Annotated in this window: 22 protein-coding genes and 1 pseudogene; 11 read left to right on the top strand and 12 right to left on the bottom strand. The window is 53.9% G+C overall.

Translation table 11 applies throughout. The features are described 5' to 3' along the window. Positions 1 to 83 precede the first annotated feature (83 nt). Positions 84 to 701: a Uma2 family endonuclease gene (locus tag ACYVHB_RS02175; protein ID WP_461049183.1), complete on the top strand. Its 618-nt coding sequence runs from the start codon at positions 84 to 86 to the stop codon at positions 699 to 701. Positions 702 to 723: 22 nt separating this feature from the next. Beyond that, on the top strand, positions 724 to 1,821 hold the full coding sequence (locus tag ACYVHB_RS02170) for a DUF4932 domain-containing protein (RefSeq protein WP_461049181.1): 1,098 nt from the start codon (positions 724 to 726) through the stop codon (positions 1,819 to 1,821). A gap of 2 nt (positions 1,822 to 1,823) precedes the next feature. On the opposite strand, the gene ACYVHB_RS02165 is transcribed toward ACYVHB_RS02170, so the two are convergent. Next, positions 1,824 to 2,597: an SDR family NAD(P)-dependent oxidoreductase gene (locus ACYVHB_RS02165; RefSeq protein WP_461049180.1), complete on the bottom strand. Its 774-nt coding sequence runs from the start codon at positions 2,595 to 2,597 to the stop codon at positions 1,824 to 1,826. A gap of 71 nt (positions 2,598 to 2,668) precedes the next feature. Then, positions 2,669 to 4,339, bottom strand: coding sequence for a UxaA family hydrolase (locus ACYVHB_RS02160; protein ID WP_461049179.1), 1,671 nt, complete (start codon positions 4,337 to 4,339; stop codon positions 2,669 to 2,671). Positions 4,340 to 4,608: 269 nt separating this feature from the next. Between ACYVHB_RS02160 and ACYVHB_RS02155 the strand changes: the two genes are divergently transcribed. From ACYVHB_RS02155 to ACYVHB_RS02130, 6 genes are all read left to right on the top strand, one after another. Continuing rightward, the gene (locus ACYVHB_RS02155; protein ID WP_461050012.1) at positions 4,609 to 5,811 is read left to right on the top strand and encodes an acyltransferase family protein; all 1,203 of its coding nucleotides are present in this window, start codon (positions 4,609 to 4,611) and stop codon (positions 5,809 to 5,811) included. A gap of 62 nt (positions 5,812 to 5,873) precedes the next feature. After that, positions 5,874 to 7,658: an adenine deaminase gene (locus ACYVHB_RS02150; protein ID WP_461049177.1), complete on the top strand. Its 1,785-nt coding sequence runs from the start codon at positions 5,874 to 5,876 to the stop codon at positions 7,656 to 7,658. A gap of 99 nt (positions 7,659 to 7,757) precedes the next feature. After that, a complete protein-coding gene (locus ACYVHB_RS02145; protein ID WP_461049176.1) occupies positions 7,758 to 8,357 on the top strand; it encodes an RNA polymerase sigma factor in 600 nt (199 codons plus the stop codon). Positions 8,358 to 8,514: 157 nt separating this feature from the next. Beyond that, positions 8,515 to 9,510, top strand: a complete 996-nt coding sequence (locus tag ACYVHB_RS02140; RefSeq protein ID WP_461049174.1) for a GSCFA domain-containing protein — start codon at positions 8,515 to 8,517, stop codon at positions 9,508 to 9,510. A 90-nt stretch (positions 9,511 to 9,600) separates the two neighbouring features. Beyond that, positions 9,601 to 10,704 (top strand): Mrp/NBP35 family ATP-binding protein, encoded by a 1,104-nt coding sequence (locus ACYVHB_RS02135; protein WP_461049172.1) that lies wholly within the window; start codon positions 9,601 to 9,603, stop codon positions 10,702 to 10,704. A gap of 42 nt (positions 10,705 to 10,746) precedes the next feature. After that, positions 10,747 to 11,013 carry a NifU family protein gene (locus ACYVHB_RS02130; protein WP_461049170.1) on the top strand — a complete coding sequence of 89 codons (267 nt, stop codon included), beginning with the start codon at positions 10,747 to 10,749 and terminating at the stop codon, positions 11,011 to 11,013. Positions 11,014 to 11,104: 91 nt separating this feature from the next. Here ACYVHB_RS02130 and recG read toward each other — a convergent pair whose 3' ends face one another. From recG to ACYVHB_RS02100, 6 genes and pseudogenes are all read right to left on the bottom strand, one after another. Then, positions 11,105 to 13,213, bottom strand: a complete 2,109-nt coding sequence (recG, locus tag ACYVHB_RS02125) for an ATP-dependent DNA helicase RecG (RefSeq protein ID WP_461049169.1) — start codon at positions 13,211 to 13,213, stop codon at positions 11,105 to 11,107. Between the two features lie 88 nt (positions 13,214 to 13,301). Continuing rightward, positions 13,302 to 14,732 (bottom strand): DUF5723 family protein, encoded by a 1,431-nt coding sequence (locus ACYVHB_RS02120; protein ID WP_461049167.1) that lies wholly within the window; start codon positions 14,730 to 14,732, stop codon positions 13,302 to 13,304. 188 nt (positions 14,733 to 14,920) lie between these two features. Beyond that, a complete protein-coding gene (locus ACYVHB_RS02115; RefSeq protein ID WP_461049165.1) occupies positions 14,921 to 15,523 on the bottom strand; it encodes a NifU family protein in 603 nt (200 codons plus the stop codon). Positions 15,524 to 16,001: 478 nt separating this feature from the next. Beyond that, positions 16,002 to 16,268, bottom strand: a pseudogene (gene rpmA / locus ACYVHB_RS02110) (50S ribosomal protein L27); the annotation flags it as partial. A 77-nt stretch (positions 16,269 to 16,345) separates the two neighbouring features. Further along, positions 16,346 to 16,663 carry a 50S ribosomal protein L21 gene (gene rplU, locus ACYVHB_RS02105; protein WP_461049163.1) on the bottom strand — a complete coding sequence of 106 codons (318 nt, stop codon included), beginning with the start codon at positions 16,661 to 16,663 and terminating at the stop codon, positions 16,346 to 16,348. Positions 16,664 to 16,788: 125 nt separating this feature from the next. After that, a complete protein-coding gene (locus tag ACYVHB_RS02100; protein ID WP_461049161.1) occupies positions 16,789 to 17,235 on the bottom strand; it encodes a PaaI family thioesterase in 447 nt (148 codons plus the stop codon). Between the two features lie 130 nt (positions 17,236 to 17,365). Between ACYVHB_RS02100 and ACYVHB_RS02095 the strand changes: the two genes are divergently transcribed. From ACYVHB_RS02095 to ACYVHB_RS02085, 3 genes are read left to right on the top strand one after another with little or no spacing between them, the layout of a single operon-like run. Beyond that, entirely contained in the window at positions 17,366 to 18,127 is a 762-nt protein-coding gene (locus tag ACYVHB_RS02095; RefSeq protein WP_461049159.1) for a phosphosulfolactate synthase, read from the top strand. Between the two features lie 41 nt (positions 18,128 to 18,168). Beyond that, positions 18,169 to 18,825, top strand: coding sequence for a DedA family protein (locus ACYVHB_RS02090; protein ID WP_461049157.1), 657 nt, complete (start codon positions 18,169 to 18,171; stop codon positions 18,823 to 18,825). Between the two features lies 1 nt (position 18,826). Beyond that, positions 18,827 to 19,576 (top strand): shikimate dehydrogenase family protein, encoded by a 750-nt coding sequence (locus ACYVHB_RS02085; protein ID WP_461049155.1) that lies wholly within the window; start codon positions 18,827 to 18,829, stop codon positions 19,574 to 19,576. Between the two features lie 62 nt (positions 19,577 to 19,638). On the opposite strand, the gene ACYVHB_RS02080 is transcribed toward ACYVHB_RS02085, so the two are convergent. The 4 genes from ACYVHB_RS02080 to ACYVHB_RS02065 all read right to left on the bottom strand — a co-directional run bounded on the left by ACYVHB_RS02080 (position 19,639) and on the right by ACYVHB_RS02065 (position 22,294). After that, entirely contained in the window at positions 19,639 to 20,412 is a 774-nt protein-coding gene (locus tag ACYVHB_RS02080) for a glycoside hydrolase family 25 protein (RefSeq protein WP_461049153.1), read from the bottom strand. Positions 20,413 to 20,537: 125 nt separating this feature from the next. Continuing rightward, positions 20,538 to 20,783 carry a hypothetical protein gene (locus tag ACYVHB_RS02075; protein ID WP_461049151.1) on the bottom strand — a complete coding sequence of 82 codons (246 nt, stop codon included), beginning with the start codon at positions 20,781 to 20,783 and terminating at the stop codon, positions 20,538 to 20,540. Positions 20,784 to 20,860: 77 nt separating this feature from the next. Then, entirely contained in the window at positions 20,861 to 21,496 is a 636-nt protein-coding gene (locus tag ACYVHB_RS02070; RefSeq protein ID WP_461049150.1) for a peroxiredoxin, read from the bottom strand. Between the two features lie 114 nt (positions 21,497 to 21,610). Next, positions 21,611 to 22,294: a response regulator transcription factor gene (locus tag ACYVHB_RS02065; RefSeq protein WP_461050010.1), complete on the bottom strand. Its 684-nt coding sequence runs from the start codon at positions 22,292 to 22,294 to the stop codon at positions 21,611 to 21,613. Positions 22,295 to 22,296 lie beyond the last annotated feature (2 nt).

Raw genomic sequence — 22,296 nt, 5'->3', positions numbered from 1 at the left:
GTCGATTGCCTTGTGTTCAAACCCCAGCTGGTTCTCCCAAAACTGGCTGGGGTTTGTTATATTTGTCCATAAATGACAGGCCAATGAACGCACTCGATGAACTGCTGCAATCACCCAATTTACGCGAACTCTTAGACGAGGGTGAACGGGCCTGGAACGAAGAGCAGAAACGTCGCCACGAATTCTGGGCCGACGCCGACGAGGGCGTAAAAGCCGAATTCGTTCTGGGCGAAGTTATTTATCACTCACCTATTTACGGTCGGCACTGGATGGCTTCTACTGCTATCTCGCGACGCCTTCTACCCTATGTGTACGACAATAAGTTGGGGATGGTCGGCTACGAGAAGGTAATGATTCGGTTAACGCGTAACGATTACGAACCGGATATCTGCTTTTGGAACACCGAAACAGCCGCCGGTTTCGGCCTGAAACAATCGGCCTTCCCTCCTCCCGACTTTATTATTGAAATTCTGTCCGACAGCACCCAGCACCGGGACTATGGCATCAAAATGACGGACTACGCCCTGCACGGTGTGAAAGAATACTGGATTGTGGACACCAGTCTGGAAACCATCGAGCAATATCTGCCAGACGACAACGGTAATACGTTTTTTCTGGCGCAGAAACTAAAAGACGGCATGTTGGAATCCGAAGCTGTACCGGGTTTTAAGATCGGCGTAAAATCAGTGTTTGCGGAATGACCTTCACTTAATTAGTTGCTTTATGAGACTTATCTGTTTGGTAGCTCTATTCATCTCTCTTAGTACGCTCAACGCTTCTATTGCCCAAAAAAGAATCAACGTCAGCTATAATCGAAACGTCGAAATTCTGAACGCGCTGTCCGTTCAGACCAGTGCAGACTGGCTGAAGGATACCCTGACCAGCCCCTGGTTTATGGAAAACAGCGTCCTGATGCGTCGGTCGTACCGGCATTTTCAGCACGCTCAGCAACACCCTTTTTTCAAAACATACGAGCGCCTGGTCAACAAGATCGGTACGGGTGTTTATCTGTTCAGTTTTTATTATACCGATGCTCCGAATGCCCGGCGCAAAGCCCCGGTCAGTGACATCTTGCTCTGCGAAGTGCACCTGAACCGAGATTCCGCGCAGTACGTGGTTGATCGCTTCATGGGTCAGCTCAACCAGTTCTACAAAGACGTAAACTTTGACAAGTTTCTGGCCGATAACGCGCACATGTACCAAACAGCAACTGCCGAAGTAGCCCGGAATCTCCCGGACGTGTCATTTATTCCGGTTTTAGAAACGTATTACGGAGCTAGGAAACACAGTTACAACATCGTCATCAATCCTTTCTACAAGACGGACTGGGGCATGGGCTGGGAAACGACTTCGCCCGAAGGCATGGACATTTATAACATTTCGGCTCCGCTCTCGAAGGCAACCATCGGTGAAGATCAGCGGGTCATTTCGCCGGGCTTTAATAACCCAACGGAAATCCGCCGACTGTCGGTGCATGAGTTTGGCCACTCTTTCGTCAATCCATTAGCGAATCAAACTACCTACAAACCACAGATCGAACGGTTCAACAACTTATACGAACCGATTGAGGGCGAAGGTCAGTACCAAGATTGGCATACTCAATTCTGCGAATACGTCGTGCGGGCGGGCGAAGTCAGGATTGGGTTAGCGATGAATGACCCGGCTGCTGACAAAGCGACTGAAGCACGCAATTCAAAGTGGCGCTATCTGTCCCACTTCGCAGACCAACTGGCCCACTACGAACAAAACCGAACGAAGTACCCAACGCTTGAAGCGTTCTTCCCGGCCCTGATTGATTCGTTAGCTGATTTAAAAAAATAGCGCTATGTGTTCAGCCGTGTGAAGCCCCCGTCCAGCGGATAGTCGCAGCCCGTGACGAACCCCGCTTCGTCGGAGCACAGGTACAGGGCCAGCGCCCCTACTTCGGACGGCTCGGCCATGCGACCAATGGGCTGCGTTTTCGATAATTTCTCGAACATTTCCGCTTCCTGACCGGGGTAAGTTTTGGCAATGAACCCGTCGACGAATGGCGTATGCACCCGCGCCGGTGAGATGCAGTTGCAGCGAATCTTGTCGTTCAAATAATCTTTCGCCACCGACAGCGTCATGGTCAGCACGGCACCTTTGCTCATCGAATAGGCAAAGCGGTCGGCCAGGCCCAGCGTGGCCGCCACCGACGCCATGTTCAGGATAACGCCCCCACCGACCGCCTTCAGGTGCGGAATTGTGGCGAACAGGCAGTTGTAAACGCCTTTGACGTTGATGCGAAAAATCCGGTCGAAATCGGCTTCGCTCGTCGTTTCGACCGTGCCAATGTGCGACACGCCCGCGTTATTGACCAGGATATGAATCGGCTCTTGGGCGGCAATTCGACCAATCACCTCTACCGTCTGGGGCTGATTCGACACGTCCACAGCGTGGCCCGTAGCATTGCCCCCACCCCGGCGGATATCGCTGGCGACCTGTTCGGCCTGCCCCCCGTTGAGGTCGAGGATGTGGACGTGAGCGCCCGCCCTTGCGAACGTCTGCGCAATGGCCAGCCCGATACCACTGGCTCCCCCGGTGATGAGGGCGGTTCTATTTAGGAGTGAAAACATTGTTGTAATGCCGAATCTCCAGATTCGGCCGTAAATTCGTTGCCCTCACAGCCGAATCTGGAGATTCGGCACTACAAAGAAACCCCCCGTTTCCAGGGAATGAAATCGTCCTGACCCAGTCCTTCGGCTTTGGTGATCTCCTCCCCCGATGCCAGCCGAATGACGTAGTCCAGTAGTGCGTCGGCGTTTTGGTCAATGGTTTGTTCGCCGTCGATGATGGGGCCACTGTCGAAGTCGATTACGTCAGGCATTCGGTTTTTGAGGATCGTGTTGGTCGACACCTTCACAACCGGGCAAACGGGGTTACCGGTAGGTGTGCCAAGGCCCGTTGTGAACAAAATCACGTTGGTGCCCGAACCCGCCATGCCCGTGGTGGCTTCCACGTCGTTACCGGGTGTGCACAGTAGGTTTAAACCGGGCGTGATGGCGGGTTCGGCGTAGTCCAGAACGTCGGCAACGGGAGCCGTACCGCCTTTTTTGGCCGCCCCCGCCGACTTGATGGCGTCGGTAATGAGGCCATCTTTGATGTTGCCCGGCGAGGGATTCATGTCGAAACCCGACCCGGCAGCTACGGCCGAAGCCGAGTAGCCCCCCATGAGGTCGATGAACTTCTGGGCTTTGGCCGTGTCAGCCGTGCGGTTGATGAGTTCCTGCTCTACGCCGTTCAGTTCGGGGAATTCGGCCAGCACGGTTTTGCCGCCCAGCGCCACGACCATGTCTGACAACTGCCCAAGCACCGGATTCGCCGAAATACCCGAAAACCCATCTGAGCCTCCGCATTTCAATCCAACTGTGAGGGCGCTCAGCGGGGCCGGTTGCCGTTCCAGTTCGTTGGCTTTCGCCAGTCCCAAAAACGTTTGAGTCACCGCCTGCGACATCAGCGCGTATTCGGTACCGGCCTGCTGCTCAAACAACAGCAGTGGCTTATCGAACTTTGGATTCTGCCGTTTAATTTCGGCAGCAATCGTATCGACCTGTAAATGCTGGCAACCCAGACTAAGTACCGTGGCGCCCGCGACGTTAGGGTTGTTGATAAACCCGGCCAGCAGCGAACCGAGGTAAGCCGAGTCCTGCCGGGTGCCGCCACAGCCCATCTCATGGGTCAGGAACTTGATGCCGTCGATGTTTTTGAAAGGTTTTTCCAGAGTCTGGTGAGGAAGCGTCTGATTCTGCTCCGGGTCCACGAAGGCCTGCATCTTTTTTATGACGTCCGTTTGGCCCGCCCGGTACAGGCTGAGCAGTTCATGCACCTGTTGACGGTAGGTTTCGGGCTGGGCGTAACCGAGTTCGCGCTCAAACGCATCTTTCAGGATGAGCACATTGCGGTTTTCGCAGAACACCAGCGGCACCACCACCCAGTAGTTGCGTGTACCGACGCTGCCATCGGCGCGGTAGTAGCCCATGAACGTGCGGCCCCGCCAGCGCGAGACGTTGGGGGGTTGCCAGGTAGCATAAGGCTGTTTTTTATCGAGACCGTAGCGGTCGGCGTCGTGTTTGAGGTTGAAGGTCGTGATGGGTTCGCCCCGCCGAATGGGTTGCGTGGCCTTGCCCACCAGCACGCCATACATGTGGATTGGGTCGCCGGGAAAGCGGTCTTCGGTCACGAATTTATGCTTGGCCCCAACGGCGTAGGGCAATTCGTAAATAGTATTGTCAAAATCAATTCGCTCCCCGGCCGACAGATTACGCAGGGCAACAATCACGTTATCGGTGGGGTGAACTTTCAGTACACGGGCGAGCATCGAAAAAGAGCGTTTTTGGGTAAAGAGACCGGTTAATCCGAAATATACCACTCATCACCAAAAACTTTGATCGGCATTGTTGTAAATCTGACCAGCAATGCCAAGTTTTGGCAACCGGAGTTTCACCCTCAGCCATGACTCAGCCACCATCCAACGCTGCCCATAACCCACCGACTCCCGGCCTGACCGCACCGTTGGTGATGCCCGGTGACCGGAACGGTCAATCCGAACCGCCATCTGGCCTAACCCGGCCGGGTCGTCTGGCGTCGATGGATGCGTACCGGGGTTTTGTAATGGTGCTGATGGCCGCCGAAATCCTGCAATTTCACCGGTTGTCGGAGGCCTTTCCCAACAGTGTGATCTGGCGATTCCTGGCCTATCACCAAAGCCACGTTGAGTGGGCGGGCTGTTCGTTGCACGATTTGATTCAGCCGTCGTTTTCGTTTCTGGTTGGGGTGGCCCTGCCCTACTCCATGGCCAGCCGGGCGACCCTGGCGCAGTCCTTTGGTACGCAGTTCGGCCGTGCGCTCCGGCGATCATTGATCCTGATTTTGCTCGGTATTTTTCTGCGGTCCATTCACTCGAATCAAACTTACTTCACGTTTGAAGACACACTGTCACAAATCGGACTGGGCTATCCGTTCTTATTTCTAATCGGTAGTCGCCAACATCCCCGAACGGTTTGGATTGCGCTGGGCATTATTCTGGTTGGCTACTGGCTGGCGTTTGTGCTGTATCCGGTCAATCCAAACTTCGACTACGGTGCGGTTGCGGTTCCAAGTAACTGGCCCGAACACTACACCGGGCTGATGGCGCATTTCAACAAAAACAGCAACCTCGCCTGGGCGTTCGACACATGGTTTCTGAATTTATTTCCGCGCGAGACGCTGTTTCGGTTTAACGAGGGCGGTTACGCCACGCTGAGTTTTATTCCCACCCTGAGCACCATGTTGCTGGGCCTGATAGCGGGTCGCTGGCTACGCATGGACCGGGACCGCACCGGCGGTGATGCGGCAGCCCGACCGGCCGGACCGCTCCCAGTACGCACTATACTAAAACGATTTCTGATTGCTGGAATTGCCGGTATTGCACTCGGCGTATTACTACATGTAACGGGCGTCTGCCCAATCGTCAAGCGCATCTGGACGCCCGCCTGGGTGCTGTTCAGCGGGGGACTGTGTTTCTGGCTGCTGACGCTTTTTCACTATGCGATTGAGGTTGCCAGCCGTGAGCAGTGGAAACGGTGGGCATTCCCGCTGATCGTCGTCGGCATGAACTCCATTGCGATCTATTGCTTAGTGCACCTCATCGACCGATTCATTATCAATTCGTTCTACATCCATTTCGGTCACGGCCCTTTTCTCCTATTCGGCCCGGCCTTTGAACCGCTGCTAACCGGCATGGCTACGCTGGCCGTCTTCTACGCTATACTCTGGTGGATGTACCGCCGGAACCTCTTCATTCGTATCTAATCGGTTATCCTGAACGATTAGCTTCACCCATCATTGCCCTCGCCCGGCAACACTCCTTCTGTATGCCAACTGCCAATATTGTCAATCTCTTCGACCAGACGATCTCGTACGGTACGCTTACCATTGAAAACGGACGGATTGCCCGCATCGAGTACCTCGGCCCGGAGCGCCCTGGTGAACCGTATATGCTGCCTGGTTTTGTGGACGCTCATGTTCACATTGAGAGTTCGCTGCTGACGCCCCCGCAGTTTGCGCGGCTGGCGGTCGTTCATGGCACCGTCGCCACCGTGTCCGACCCGCACGAGATCGGAAACGTACTGGGCGTGACGGGCGTTAGTCAGATGATTTTTGAGGGATCGAGAGTGTCGTTTAAGTTTATGTTCGGTGCGCCCTCCTGCGTCCCCGCTACTACCTTTGAGACGGCCGGTGCCACCATCGACGCGGCTGACGTGCGCTACCTGCTGGCCCGCGACGATGTGGGTTACCTCGCCGAAGTGATGAACTTTCCCGGCGTGCTGAATCACGACCCGGACCTGCTGGCAAAAATCGACCTGGCAAAAGCGGCTGGCAAACCCATCGACGGGCACGCACCCGGCCTGACCGGCTCTGATGCTCAGCGCTACTTCGACGCGGGCATCAGCACCGACCACGAATGTTTCACCTATGAAGAAGGGCTGGACAAAGCCCGGCGCGGCATCAAGATCCTGATTCGCGAGGGTAGTGCGGCCCGCAACTTCGACGCGCTGATTCCGCTGCTGGCCGAGTTTCCAGAACAAATCATGTTCTGCTCCGACGATAAACACCCCGACACGCTCGTAGAAGGTCACATTAACCAGTTGGTAGTGCGGGCATTAACAGCGGGGCATTCGCTCTGGAACGTGCTGCGGGCCGCCTGTCTGAACCCGGTGATGCACTATGCCATGCCGGTGGGATTGCTGCGCGAAGGCGACCCGGCCGATTATATCATAGTCGACAATCTGACCAACTTCCGGGTGCAACAAACAATTATTGACGGCCAGACAGTTGCCCAAGACGGTACGTCGCTTATTTCTGATTTACGCAGTGAACACGTTAACCAGTTCAACTGCTCGGTGAAAGAGGTCGAGGAGTTTGCGGTGACATTAACCCCACCCCCGGTCCCTCTCCTTGAAAAAAGGGGAGGGGTGAATGCTGAGTTCGCACCCCTCCCCTTTTTTCAAGGGGAGGGACCGGGGGTGGGGTCCATCCGCGTCATCGAAGCGCTCGACGGGCAGCTTATCACCAACGAACTGCACCTCGAAGCACGGGTCAAAAACGGTCAGATCGTGGCCGATACTGAACGCGACATTCTGAAATTAGTGGTTGTTAATCGTTACCACGACGAGCCACCGGCCGTCGCCTTCATCAAAAATTTCGGACTCAAACACGGGGCCATTGCCTCGTCGGTTGGGCACGACTCGCATAACATCACTGCCGTTGGCTGCGACGATGAAAGTATCTGCCGGGCCGTCAACCTGGTGATCGAAGCATGGGGCGGGCTATCAGCAGTGGCAGGAACGGTTCCCCACCAACATGACAGCGAGGTGATGAGCCGACGCGCGTTTCTGCACATCACGACTACGCCCGAAACGCAATTACTTTCATTACCCGTTGCCGGACTGATGAGCGACGCCGATGGATATGACGTAGCAGCACAGTACGCCCGGCTCGATCAGTTTGCCAAACAGGAGTTGGGAAGCACCTTGTCGGCTCCGTTTATGACACTCTCCTTTATGGCGTTACTGGTCATTCCATCGCTTAAGCTCAGTAATATGGGCTTATTTGACGGAAAAGTGTTCGATTTTACCCCATTGCGTATCATGTTATAGTCCTACAAAAAATTTTATTTGTCTACCTTTTTAAATTCAATTAAATATCAATATGTTTACACAGTTCAAAACCCATCTCAACCATCTCCTCTCTCGCTTATGGCTCGATCCCGTACGCAAACCGGCCCCGACGACGAAACGCTTTGGAATATGTTTCGCAGTGGCGATGAAAATGCTTTTGCCCGCTTGTATCAAAATTACGTTCAAACACTCTACCATTATTGCGCCCACTTTGCTACCGACCGGGCGCTGATCAAAGACTGCATTCACGACCTGTTTGTTGAACTTTGGAAACACCGCACCACCATTGGCCCTACTACGTCGGTGCGGTTTTACCTGATGGCTTCCATCAAACGCAAGCTTGTTCGCCACCTCACCGCTGAGCAGAAGTTTGTTAGTCAGGATGAGGTCTTGAATGGTCGGCGCATTGGCGATACACTGCCCGGTGCCGATCCGTCCCACGAAAACCGGCTCATAGCCCACGAAGAAGATTCGTTCATGAATGATTGCCTGCATCAGGCGCTCGACAAACTCCCCCGCCGTCAGCGCGAAGCTGTTCATCTGCGGTATTTTCAAAACATGAGCAATGAAGAAATTTCTACGCTGATGCAAATCAACATTCAGTCTGTCTATAACCTGATCTTCGGAGCGATGAGCAATCTCAAGCGCTACGTCACGCCCGAAACAGTATCGTTTTAACCCTGACTACTCCTAAACCTGACCCGCGCCTGATAGCCCTTCAACCGGCCATCAGGCGTTTTTTATGAGTGGCTTACCATCTCATTACCAGTAGCTTACCTGCTTATAAATTATCTACGAATCGGACCTAAACGGCCCGATTTTTTGTTGATAAAGTATGCAGTTTCACACCGAATTTTCGCCCGAACCACTCCCCCATCGCATTGGTCTCCATAGCCGGATTGTGACCATTGGGTCGTGCTTTGCCGAGGTTATGGGGCACCGGCTGGCCGATCATAAACTGACTGTGCTGAACAATCCGTTCGGCACCATTTTCAACCCGGTTTCCATTGCCAAGCTGTTGACGACGGCGCTTAATGGAACCGCTCCCGACGAAAGTCGCTACGTTGAGCGCGATGGCATCTGGTTCCATTACGATTTTCACTCGTCGCTTTGGGCCACTACGCAAGACGACCTGCGCGAAAAACTCACGCGTCGTCTAACGCAAACGGCCGATGCCATCCGTAAAGCCGATTTTTTACTGCTAACCTTTGGCTCAGCCGTCGTGTATCGACACATTGAAACAGGCAAAGTGGTGGCTAACTGCCACAAAATGCCGGGTACGTTGTTCGAGAAATACCTGTATCAGTACGAGTACCTACACGATGACCTGAAATGGTTGATGAAGACGGTACACAAGGCTAATCCGAAGTTGACGTTGTTGCTGACCGTTAGCCCCGTGCGGCACACCCGCGACACGCTTCCGCTCAATCAGGTAAGTAAATCAACCCTGCGGGTAGCGGCCCACGAATTAGCCGTCTGGAACGATTGGGTGCAGTACTTTCCGGCTTATGAGTTGATGGTCGACGACCTGCGCGATTACCGGTTCTACGAAGCTGATTTAGTACATCCTAATGCCCAAGCTCACGACTATATTTTCGGTAAGTTTGCCGATAGTGCATTTGATAGCGACCTTCGTGGTTTTGTTGCCCAATGGGCGCAGGTGCGCAAATCGCTGGCCCACCGCCCGCTCTACGGCGAAAACAGCCCCGCGCATCAACAGTTTCTGGCTAAGCTTCAGACGCAAATAGAAATGTTGTCGAAGCATACGGACGTATCGGCGGAACTGGCCGACGTGCGGGGTCGTTTAAATGAATGTACAGAAAATGCATAATGTAAAATGAATAGTGGAGAATGATGCTCCGTAAGTAGGGCCGGATGGCTCTTTCATTATACATTACCTATTACACATTATTCATTAACCATGTCGGATTACCGATTAAGTAAAGAAACTGTCCTGCGGGCGCTGAGCACCGTTGAAGAGCCGGATTTGAAGCGTGACCTCGTTTCGCTCAATATGGTGAAAGACATCGTGCTGGGGATTGGATCCGTCCGGTTTACGGTTGTGCTCACCACCCCCGCCTGCCCGCTCAAAGAAGTGATCAGGAAGCGGTGCGAAGACGCTATTCACGCGCACATTGGCCCGGACATTACGATTACCATCGATATGACGTCGGACGTGACGTCGACCCGGATGAACGCGCCAACGCTACCGGGGGTGAAGAACATCATTGCCGTATCGTCGGGCAAGGGTGGAGTTGGCAAATCGACTGTCACGGCCAACTTAGCCATTGCTCTGCATAAGTCCGGCGCAAAGGTGGGCATCATCGACGCCGATATTTACGGCCCTTCTATACCAACTATGTTTGGGGCGGAGGACATGCAGCCACGCATTTTTCAAGTCGACGGGCAAACCCGGATGGAGCCGATTCAGCAGTTCGGCATCAAACTCCTCTCAATGGGCTTTCTGGTTGCGCCGGGGCAGGCGGTCATCTGGCGTGGCACGATGGCCGGACGTGCCCTGCAGCAGTTCTTTTCCGATGCCGACTGGGGTGAACTGGACTACCTGCTCATCGACCTGCCTCCGGGCACGGGCGACATTCACCTAACCTTGGTGCAGACCGTACCCGTTACGGGGGCTATCATCGTGACGACGCCCCAACGCGTGGCACTGGCCGATGCTACGAAGGGTCTGGCGATGTTCCGGCAACCGCAGATCAACGTGCCGGTGCTGGGGGTGATCGAAAATATGTCGTATTTCACCCCCGCCGAGTTGCCAAATCATAAGTACTACATTTTTGGCAAGGGCGGTGGACGGCAGTTGGCCGACCAGTTCGACGTGCCGCTGCTGGGTCAGATACCACTCGTGCAGAGTATCCGCGAAGCGGGTGACGAAGGCCGACCGGCCATCAGCATCGGGGAACCCGTGGCGAGTGAAGCCTTTTATTCAACGGCCGAAGCCCTCGCCCAGCAAATCGCGATTCGCAACGCGACCGTCGACCGGACCAAGCGCGTAGAAGTTGCATAAAACTGCGTTATACTGTAAATTTACCGTAAATCAGAAAATTGAATGGAAACGGCAGTCCACAACGATCAGCTTATTGAAAAAATTGAGCGGGCACTCGACAGCATGAGACCGTACTTAGCGGCCGATGGCGGCAACGTGCGCGTACTCGATGTAACGGATGACAAAACGGTCCGGCTTGAGTTGATGGGTTCGTGCGGCTCGTGCCCCATGTCGGCCATGACGTTTAAGGGCGGCCTTGAAGAAGCGATTTTGAAAGCGGTGCCGGAGATCAGGAAGGTTGAAGCAGTCAATATCACACCACTGTTTTAAACGGCACTGGCGTATAAATTCCAGCGATTAGCTGACATCGACCCTCAACTGGCGGACAAAGCGCCAGTTTCCAGAAAATATTCCCAGTGATTTAACTTATGCGTCCCCAGTTGTTGTCGGTTTGCTTGAGGCTATCGACATGATTACGGATGGGCGCGTGCTGGGGCAGCACCAGTTCGGGGTCTTCCAGCAAAATAGCTTGTGCCGACTCGCGGGCGGCTGCCAGAATAGCCCCGTCTTTCGCTAAGTCAGCAATCATCAGGTCCATTACACCACTCTGCTGGGTCCCGGTCAAATCGCCGGGGCCGCGCAGTTGCAGGTCCACGTCGGCAATCTCGAAGCCGTTGTTGGTCCGTACCATCGTGTCTAAGCGGGTGCGGGTGTCGGTGCTGAGTTTATAGCCCGTCATCATCACGCAGTACGACTGGTCGGCACCCCGCCCCACGCGCCCGCGCAACTGATGCAACTGCGCCAAGCCAAACCGCTCGGCGCTCTCAATGACCATCACGCTGGCGTTGGGCACGTTTACGCCTACCTCAATCACGGTCGTAGCGACCAGAATCTGCGTTTCGTTTTTGAGAAACCGCTTCATCTCGTCGTCCTTTTCGTAGGATAGCATCTTGCCGTGCAGAATCCCGATCTCGTATTTAGGTCGCGGAAAAGCCCGCTGCATCCCCTCGAAGCCGTCCATCAGGTCTTTGTAATCCAGCGTCTCCGATTCTTCGATGAGCGGATACACGACGTACACCTGCCGACCGAGTTCGATCTGCTGGCGCATGAAGCCAAACACTTCGGAGCGGTGCTTGTCGTATTTATGAACGGTTTTAATAGGTTTGCGGCCCTTCGGCAGTTCATCGATCACCGACACGTCGAGGTTGCCGTAAAGCGTCATGGCCAGCGTCCGGGGAATGGGCGTAGCCGTCATCACCAGGATGTGCGGGGGTACGACCTCGTTTTTGCGCCAGAGTTTGGCCCGTTGCGCCACGCCGAAGCGGTGCTGCTCGTCGATGATGCACAGGCCGAGGTTTTTGTACTGCACCACGTCCTCCAGCAACGCGTGCGTACCGATCAGGATGTGCATCGTGCCGGTTTGCAGGCTTTCGTGCAGCGTCCGGCGGGCTTTGGTGCGGGTCGAGCCGGTCAGGATACCGATGGACAGGCCAAGTGCATCGGCAAAGGGTTTCAGACCGTTGTAGTGCTGATCGGCTAAGATTTCAGTGGGGGCCATCAGGCAGGCCTGTGCGCCGTTGCCAATGGCCATCAGGCAGGCAATGAACGCCACGATGGTTTTACCGCTGCCCACGTCGCCCTGCAACAGGCGGTTCATTTGCTTGCCCGACAGAAAATCCTGGTAAACCTCCTTCAATACTTTCTGCTGAGCGCCCGTCAGTTCAAACGGCAGACAGTCGCTGTAAAAGTGCTTCACCAAGGCGGTATCCCGGAAAATCTGTCCCGGAAATTCTTCCTTCTGAATGAGTTTGTTCTTGATCAGCCGAAGCTGGTTATAGAACAGTTCTTCAAACTTCAGCCGTCGCTGCGCCTGCTTGAGCCACCCCTGATTCTGGGGCAGGTGAATGTTCCACATCGCTTCGCGCTTGCCAATGAGCCGGTATTGCTGCACGAGCGCGTCGGGTAGGGTTTCGCGGATGTGCGGCCACGACTGTTCCAGCAGTATCCGCATGGCTTTACCAAGGATTTTGCTGTCGAGGTGACGCTTACGAAGTTTTTCGGTGAGGTTATAAACGGGCAAGAAACCCGGCTCATTCTCCGACGCCGTAGCCGTATTTTCCAGTTCGGGATGAACGATGCTGAACTGCCCGCCGAACGACTGGGGCTTGCCATAGGCAATGTACTCACCCTCGCGCCGGAGATTTTTTTCGATATAGGCAACGCCCTGAAACCACACTAAACTCATGGAGCCGGTGCCGTCGGTAAACGTGGCAACCAGGCGTTTTTTAGGACCTTCACCTTCTATATACCAGTCGCGGAGCCGCCCCCGCACCTGCGCCGACGGCATGGAATCCATCAGTTCGCTGATGGTGTAGTAGCGCGTCCGGTCGTCGTAGCGAAAGGGATAATATTGAATCAGGTCGCCGTAGGTGAACAGGTTCAACTCCTTGTTGAGCAGTTCGGTCCGCTGCGGGCCTAAGCCTTTGAGGTAACTAAGAGGTGTATCGAAAAAGGTCGTTCGTTCGGTCATGGCAGACCCGGCAAACCCCGGTTTACGAAATAGTCTGTTACGGGCGGGGTTCGATCAAATTTACGCATTTCTGCCAAAAACAAGTCTGTTACTCTTCCTCCGCGCGTGCCCGGCCAATGCCGAACGCGATTCCGCCGTACACATCCAGGCCGCGTGGTCGGATGCCGACGGTGCTGTTACCAACCAATCCCAGCAGGTTGTCGGTGCCGAGCCAGGCGGGGCCAACCCGCACCGATAAGCCCGCCGTCAATCCCCGATTCAGGTAAGCCAGCGGTACGGCTATACTTAGCCAGCGCGTCTCGTACCGGGGCGTCAGAGCCAGCAGCGTCGGCTGGTGAATGGCCGTTGCTTGCGCCGACCGGATGTCCTGCAAATATGTTACGTTCAGGCCGAAGCCCTGCGGCAGTTGGTAGTCGAGTGTGAGGTTAAGCGAGGTGGGCAAACCAGCGCGGAAACTGCTTCGGTCCGCACTGCGGCCGGTGGTTAGTTTTTGCTGAATACGCCGGGCGATTCCAACGCTGCCGTCAAGATCGTTGAAGTCGCGGCTGGTGAACTGAACAGGATTGTCGCCAATGTCCGAATAGCCGTATTCCTCGCCCCGGTACGTCAGTCCGCCCATGTCGGTTACGGCAAAGCCAAGTTGCAGAGCCGGGCTGTAGCGGTCATACTGACTAATGTAGGTAAATCCAAGATCCAGCCCAACACCCCGGCCGGGCGACGAGGGGCTAACGAGCGTTCGGAGACCAAGCGTTCGGTTTTGCAGAAACGTAGTGTAACCGAGGGTAGCGTCTAAGCGGGTGACTTCCAGAATGGCACTGTTGGGGTTTGTGGAGTCGGCAACGATGCGGTAGTCCAGCCCCCGGTTAATGAGGTGCTGCGCATTATAGCCCAGCAGCACTTTGACGGTGGCCCCCATCAGCAGTTTACGCCCCTCGCCCTCCCACACCGTTCCGGCATAGGTCAGTCCCAGTTCGGCGTAGGTATTGGTGTTGGCGCTGAACTGGTTGTTGGTGCTGGGAATGCCCAGTAAAACGCCCTCGCCCAGCCCCGCCCGCACCGACGACAACACGCCCTCCGACGCTCCGGTCACTTGCCCAACCGCCCGAAACCGGGTTGTTACCCCGATAGCACTCCGGGTGCCGGTGCGCATCAGAATTGCCGGACCGCGTATTTCGCCCGACAGCGTACCACTTTTGGGTTTACCATCCAGCAGTTCTTTGGTGTAGTCAACTTCAAACGCAACCGAGCCGTCGGGTCGCCGGTAGGCATCAGGCACCGTACCACTCAGCAACCGCAATAGCGAAAACGGGGCCTGATACCGCAGAAAGTTGTTGTTGAGGTGGGCGCTGCCCACAAAGCCATTCAGGTAGATAACCTGGGGAGAAGCGGCCGCAAAGGCAGGATTGATGTATAGTCGGTTGGTGCCCCCGTAGCGGCTCGTTGAGATGCCCAGCATATTCTGGGAAACACTGGCTGCGGTCGTTCCCAACAGCGCCCCAAGCAACAGTAAATATTTCATGAAATGGCAGGTTGAATGGTAGATTGTCCTGCAAAGTAAACGCCAATTGTGCGGGGCGGATGGAAAATAAAGCTATTTATTGACTAAGTGGAGACAATACGTACGCATCAAAAAGCGGTGAGCAGTCGGTCGGCCATCTGTCGATACCGTCCGATTACTCACCGCTTTCTACCTGTAAATCAGACAATTTACACGCCTTCGGCCTCTACCAATTTCACTTCGGGAACCAATCGGGTTAATAAGTTTTCGATACCCGCCTTCAGCGTTAATGTCGACGACGGACAGCCGCTGCATGACCCTTGCAACAGCACTTTAACAGTGCCACTTGGCTCATCGAACGAGTAGAAACTGATGGCTCCGCCGTCGGTTTCAACCGCCGGGCGTATGTATTGGTCGAGCACGGCCTTTATCTTCTGAACCGTTTCCGAATCCATATCCACCTTCGTCGTGTTGGCGTCCATGGTCCGCTGGGCAAACACCGGCTTCTGTTCGCCGAAGTATTCTTTCAGGAACAATTTCACCTCGAACAGAACCTCGTCCCAGTCGGTCTCGTCGTCTTTGGTGATCGTGACAAAATTGGCCGAGATGAACACTCGCTGCACAAACTCGAACCCGAACAAGGCCACAACGAGGGGCGACGCTTTACCATCGAGCAGGGCATCGCCCGGCGTGGCATAATCGAAGGACAATCCGGCGGGCACTAATTCAAAATTGACGACGAACTTCATCGAGTTCGGGTTGGGGCTTCCTTCCGTGAAAATGGATACCGGGCGGTTCAAGGTGGAATTCATATCGAATACGTTTATACAGTTCTTTCCTGTTCTGTCTCTCAATTGGATTACTGACTTAACAGTACCATCGTTTTTTTAGTTTTGTCCCCAAAAAAACCCGCCTGGCAATAGTCAGGCGGGTCTGATTCATTCAGCTATAAAACCGGTAACAAACACAGGTTGCTTACTCAGTTGGCTTGTTCTCTGCCGACTCAGCTTCAGCCGGTGCGTCAGTGGCCGGGCTGATAACGTCTTTCACCGTATCTACGGTTGTTACAACGGCGGCTATTACGGCAGCGGCTGCCGTGACAAATGATGATGTCTCGGGCGTTGCTTCCGTAGCCGTTCCGGGCGTTGGTGCTGCCGTTTCCGGGGTCGCTGCGTCAGTTGTCGTTGCGGGTGCCTCTGCCGGAGTAACGGCAACGGCTTCAACGGGCTTCTCCGTTGGGGGCGCTACCGAAGTTGTCGTTACGGTTGCGGGCGCTATGGCGGTTGTTGTCACCGCCGACGGACCTGCCGGGATAATGTCAACGTAGGAGCGGCTATCGCGGCCCGGACGGAACTTAACCGTGCCGTCGACCAAGGCGAACAGCGTATAATCTTTACCCAAGCCAACGTTTTTGCCGGGGTGGTGTTTCGTACCACGCTGGCGGATAATAATATTGCCGGCAATAGCCGACTGGCCACCGAACAGTTTCACGCCCAAGCGTTTACTGTGCGAATCACGGCCGTTTTTGGAACTACCTACACCTTTCTTGTGTGCCATTTTCTTTTAAGTCGTTAGTAGTCAGTCGTCAGTCGCCAGTTTTAGAACACTATCGACTAACGACTATTGACTGATTACTATATAGTGATGTCTTCAATCATGACTTTCGTCAGATACTGACGGTGGCCGTTCTTCTTTTTGTATCCTTTCCGGCGCTTCTTTTTGAAGATAATCACTTTCTCACCTTTGAGGTGTTCCATGATTTTGGCCGATACTGTCGCCCCGGCGACGGTTGGAGCACCAATGCTGATGCTCCCTTCGTTGTCAACAAGGAGAATTTTCACCTTGTCGGAGGCAAGTGCAGCGTCCACGTCGCCCTCTAACCGGTGGGTATAGATGGAGCGACCCTTCTGGATCTTGAATTGCTGCCCTGCGATCTCTACGATTGCGTACATGATTATTTATGAAATTGGAAATGAGGGTGCAAAATTAGTTATAAAAGTTGTAAGTCAAAAGTAGTCAGTTGCTAACGCACGATATATTACTTGGGTGTCAGCAGCTGACTACTTTTGACTTACGACTATTGTAATCGCACCGACGTCTGAATCAGGTTCGTAACGCATTTAGCGATGATTTTCCCGTCGCCCGCGACGATACGCCCTTCGCAGTGAATGATGTTCTTACCAGCCCGTACGACTTCGGCCGTTGCCGTGACGGTTTCACCCAGGCGGGCTGCGTGCAGAAAATCGACATTCAGATTCACAGACGTGAAAGCGAACTCGCGCCCAAGTGTAAACACCATCGCCCCAATCAGGTCGTCTAACATAGCACTTGCCGCACCGCCATGCATGACCCCGGCGGGGTTAGTCAGTTCGTCGCGAACAACGTAGTCGGCAACCAACCGGCCGTAGTCGACGGCTCGAATTATACCATTCAGCCAGCGGCCAAGGGGCGAGATACTGGCGCTCATGTTCTGACCAATCAAAGACCGGAAGAAGTCAAGGCGTGGATTGGGGAGATTGTCCATAATGGGCAAAAATAGTATTAAACCAAGTAAAACCCGTACCAGACGCTATTATTGGTGGACTTTCTTGGGAGGTTATCGGGACTTTATGCTACTTTTGGGCGATTTAAACGCGTTTACACAGTCAGCACGAATGAATTATACGCTTACCCAAATTCCCGAGCGCACGGCTAAACCCCGCCAAAGTGGATTGACAATGGTAATGGATAAGGGGCTGAGTCTGCGTGAAGTGGAAGATTTTTTATCCACATCCGCTCAGTACGCCGACATTATTAAATTAGGATGGGCAACCTCATTTGTTACCCCAAATCTAAAAGAGAAAATTGCCATCTACCACGAGGCCGGTGTTCCGGTTTACTTCGGCGGAACCCTCTTTGAAGCGTTTGTAGTCAGAAATCAGTTCGACGATTACCGGCGAATGCTCGACGAATTCAAGCTCGACTACGCCGAAGTGTCGGATGGTTCAATCGACATGAAGCAGGATGATAAATGCGAGTACATCAGAACGTTAGCCACGCAGGTAACAGTACTTTCAGAAGTTGGGTCTAAGGATGAATCCAAGATTATACCGCCCTACAAGTGGATTCAGTTAATGAAGTCCGAGTTGGAGGCTGGTGCCTGGAAAGTGATCGGTGAAGCGCGTGAGGGCGGTACGGTCGGCCTGTTCCGGGCGAGTGGCGAAGTTCGGCAGGGCCTGGTCGAAGAAATTCTGACGCAGATTCCGGCGGAGGACATTCTGTGGGAAGCTCCGCAAAAAGAGCAGCAGGTATGGTTTGTTAAGTTGCTCGGAGCAAACGTTAACGTCGGCAATATTGCTCCCAATGAAGTAATTCCCTTAGAAACCATCCGGTTAGGGCTGCGGGGCGATACGTTCACGCATTTCCTTGATAAATAACGATTCAAGATTAACAGACGCAATTATGCGTCTCTACACACATGGATGTTATCAAATCATTGCTCGATTTTCTGCTCCATCTTGATACCTACCTTGATGCGTGGGCAAATAACTACGGCGTACTTCTGTACGCGATTCTGTTTTTGATTGTTTTCACCGAGACTGGGCTGATTGTGATGCCCCTGCTGCCCGGCGACTCACTCCTGTTTGCGGCCGGTGCATTAGCCGCCCGCGACACCAATGAATTGAGCGTTTGGGTCATTATCCCCTTGCTCATAGTGGCGGCACTACTGGGCGATAACGTCAACTATTTCGTGGGTAAATTTCTGGGTAGCCGCATTAAGCAGCGTGAACGCATCCTGTTTTTCAAGCGGGAATACATCACCGAAACGGAAAAATTCTACGCCAAACACGGCGGCAAAACTGTTATCATGGCCCGCTTTATTCCCATCGTGCGGACCATTGCGCCGTTCGTAGCTGGGGCAGGCAGCATGAACTACGGAACGTATATCCGCAATTGCATTGCCGGGGCCATTCTGTGGGTGGTGAGTATCACGCTGCTGGGCTACTTCTGCGGGAACATTCCCATTGTGCAGAAAAACTTTGAGTTGGTCGTCTTCGGCATTGTCGGTCTGTCCATCATGCCGGTGCTCGTGCAGCTTCTCAAGAGAAAACTGGCCCGGTCAACCACAGTATAGTATGACCCGCTACGGTCTCATCGGTTTCCCCCTAACGCACTCGTTTTCGCAGCGGTATTTCACCGAAAAATTCGTCCGCGAAGGCATTACCGACAGTCAGTACGACCTGTTTGAACTTCCCGACATTACAGCGCTCCCTGCGCTACTACAGGTTCCGAATCTGCGTGGTCTCAACGTTACCATTCCGCACAAGCAGGCGGTGCTGCCCTACCTCGACCGGCTCGACCAATCGGCCGGGAAAGTGGGTGCCGTAAACGTAATCCGAATTGGGGAGGACGGTTCACGCGTGGGCTTCAACTCGGACTACTACGGTTTCCGGCAGTCGCTAATGGATTGGCTCCTATCGCTCGACCGAACGACGGACGACTTACAGGCGCTGGTACTCGGCACGGGCGGGGCTTCAAGGGCGGTTACGGCTGCGCTCTCGGACCTGGGCATTCCCTATCAGTCGGTGTCTCGTGGTAAAATAGAAAATACCAGTACGTATGAGGAGCTACCCGGACTACTCGCCGATTATGAACTAATCATCAACTGCTCACCCGTCGGTACGTACCCACACTCCGACGAAGCCCCTTCCCTCCGCTACGACCAACTTACCGACCGCCATCTGCTCTACGATCTGGTCTATAATCCCGCCGAAACGCAGTTCATGAAACGGGGCCATGAGCGCGGAGCCGCCACCCACAACGGTCTCCGAATGCTGGAACTGCAAGCCGAAAAAGCGTGGGAAATCTGGCAGGAAAAGAAGTAGAGCGTGGAAGGGGTAAGGGGTTGACGCGAGAACAGTACAAGCGTCAGCCCTTACCCCTTTTTTTACAAGCAAATCTCCCGCATTCGGTTTTCGTCCATTACAAACACGTTGAAATCGACGCGCCCCCGGATGCCCTTTACCCAACCGGTTTGGCTGTGTTGCCAGAGGTAAAGCTTATCGGCGTCGTACCGGCGGAGGTGTTCGGTCGAATAGTCGGCGATCCAGAGCGGATATTCGTCAAGATTGTTTTTGATGTAGCGTCGGTACAGATTGCCGTTGGTGTAGATGATTGGCCGGGCACCGTAGTGCGCTTCTACCGTTTCGAGCCAAAGCCGCAAGCCTTCAATAATGGTGTCGTCGGATTGGCCGTTGACAACTTCAAAATCTACAACTGGCGCAAAATCGCCCTCGCTCAATTCGACGGTTCGGATGAAGTTGGCCGCTTGTTTGAGCGGGTCGCGGGTGGGGTGATAAAAATGGTAGGCTCCCCGTCGCAGAGACGATTTTTTGGCTTCGCGCCAGTTCTTCACGAAGTGCTTATCCGCCAGGGTCGCTCCCTCCGTAGCTTTGACGAATACAAACTGGAGTCGCACCCCGTCGGCTTCCATCTGCCGCACCCGCTTCCAGTCGATGCGGTCGTTGTGGCGCGATACGTCGATGCCGTGAATGCCGTAGCGCATGGGGAGCCGGATACCAAACGCCCGCACAAATCGCCAGTCCATGTCGTCTTTCCGGGACGACCGGGCAACCAGAATCAGGACGAACAACACCAGCAATGCCGAAATCCATAGACCGTATCGTTTAAACAGAAAAATGACCAGAACGCGGGTTTTCATGCAGATGCCTTGCTTTCAATGCTCAAAACTACGGCTTTGCCAGCAAATAGTATACGTACAAAAAAGGCCCTCCTGTCGAAACAGAGGGCCTTTAAGGTGTGTACCAGCAATTTAGTGTCTTGATACTAATCACTGCCTTCGAGCTTAACCAATTTATTATAAAGTCCCAGAATCAGGAAAGGAGCCGCCCACTGCCCAACAAACAGGCTCTTGTCGCGCTCACCCTGAAACTGAAAGTAAAGCGAGGCCGCCATCGATCCCAGCGCCGACCACAGAAAAATGTCGGACGGTAGTTTCGCAGTTTGCTGCTCAATGGCCGTGGCAACTGGCCCTTCACTATGCTCCGGATTCGTATTCTTTTGCTTCGCCATAATGCTGTTTTGATTTAGTTAATTACGAAGCAGTTAACCGCGCAATAAAGTGGTTTGTTTAACCACAAGCGTCGAACCTATTTGTCAGGCTGTGGCGTGGTGCGCAGATACGGCTTCACAAACGTTACACCTTTGGGGAACTTAGCGTCCAACTGATCGTTCGTCACGGCGGGCGTCACAATCACGTCGTCGCCCTGTTGCCAATCGGCCGGGGTAGCTACCTGATAGTTAGCCGTTAATTGCAGCGAGTCGATCACACGAATCAGTTCGTTGAAGTTGCGGCCCGTTGAGGCCGGATACGTCAGCGTCAGTTTGATTTTTTTGTCGGGACCGATCACGAACACTGAGCGCACCGTCGTTTTTTCGCTGGCATTGGGATGGATCATGTCGTAGAGCGTGGCCACGGTGCGGTCGGCGTCAGCAATAATCGGGAAGTTCACTTCCGAACCAGTCACGTCCTTAATGTCGGGCGTCCAGCGGTTGTGCGACTCCAGATCATCGACCGATACGGCAATGACCTTTACATTGCGCTTACCAAACTCATCTTTCAACAGCGCCGTCCGCCCCAGTTCGGTGGTGCATACGGGTGTAAAATCGGCCGGGTGCGAAAATAACATACCCCATGAACCGCTAAGCCATTCATGAAAATGGATGTGGCCCTGGGTGGTGTCGGCCTCAAAATCGGGAGCAATATCGCCTAAACGAAGTGACATGATGAACGGGTTTTTAGTTTATAAACTCTATCTAATAAATATAGTAATCTGAAATTTGAAAACCGGCTCAGCGGCCGGTTTCAGGAGCAAACGTACTGAAGCGTCAGGAAAGTTTCAAATTAATTTATCTTCGACGGCTATCCGTACCAGTTCAGCCGCGTTGCGAACCTGCAACCGGCGCATCATATTGGCGCGGTGGTTGTCGACGGTCCGGACGCTGAGCTGGAGTTTTTCGGCGATCTCGCGGCTACTCATGCCATCGACCAGAAATTGCAGAATCTCCTTTTCCTTATTCGACAATTTCGACGGGCGTTCGGTCCGGGCGTGTTTATCGCCTTTTTTCAACTGCTGCATGTAACCGCTCAAAATGATTGAAGCCACTGGTGAGCTGAAGTATTTTTCCCCGGCGGCAACCGTGCGAATGGCTTTAATCATTTCATCCGACGACGAATCTTTCAGGATATAACCGAATGCACCCGCTTCTACCGACCGCAGGATATAATCTTCATTGTTGTGCATCGACAGCATCAGCACCCGAACACCCTTGTATAATCGGCTGATGACCTGTGTTGTCTGAATACCGGACATACCCGGTAGTGAAATATCCATCAATACCAGATCGGGCAGGGTTTTCGGCTTTCCGGTTGCCGGTGTGTCGATCCGCTCGCTTTGGTGGCTTTTGAGTTTGTCGAGGGCCTCCTCGCCATCATTGGCTTCGTCGATGATCTCTAATCCATCCGCTTGTTCCAGCAGGAGCCGGATGCCGTCGCGTACGATGGAATGGTCGTCCACCAGCATTA

The sequence above is a fragment of the Spirosoma arcticum genome, assembly GCF_054779955.1.
This window is presented reverse-complemented; position numbering and strand designations above follow the sequence as displayed.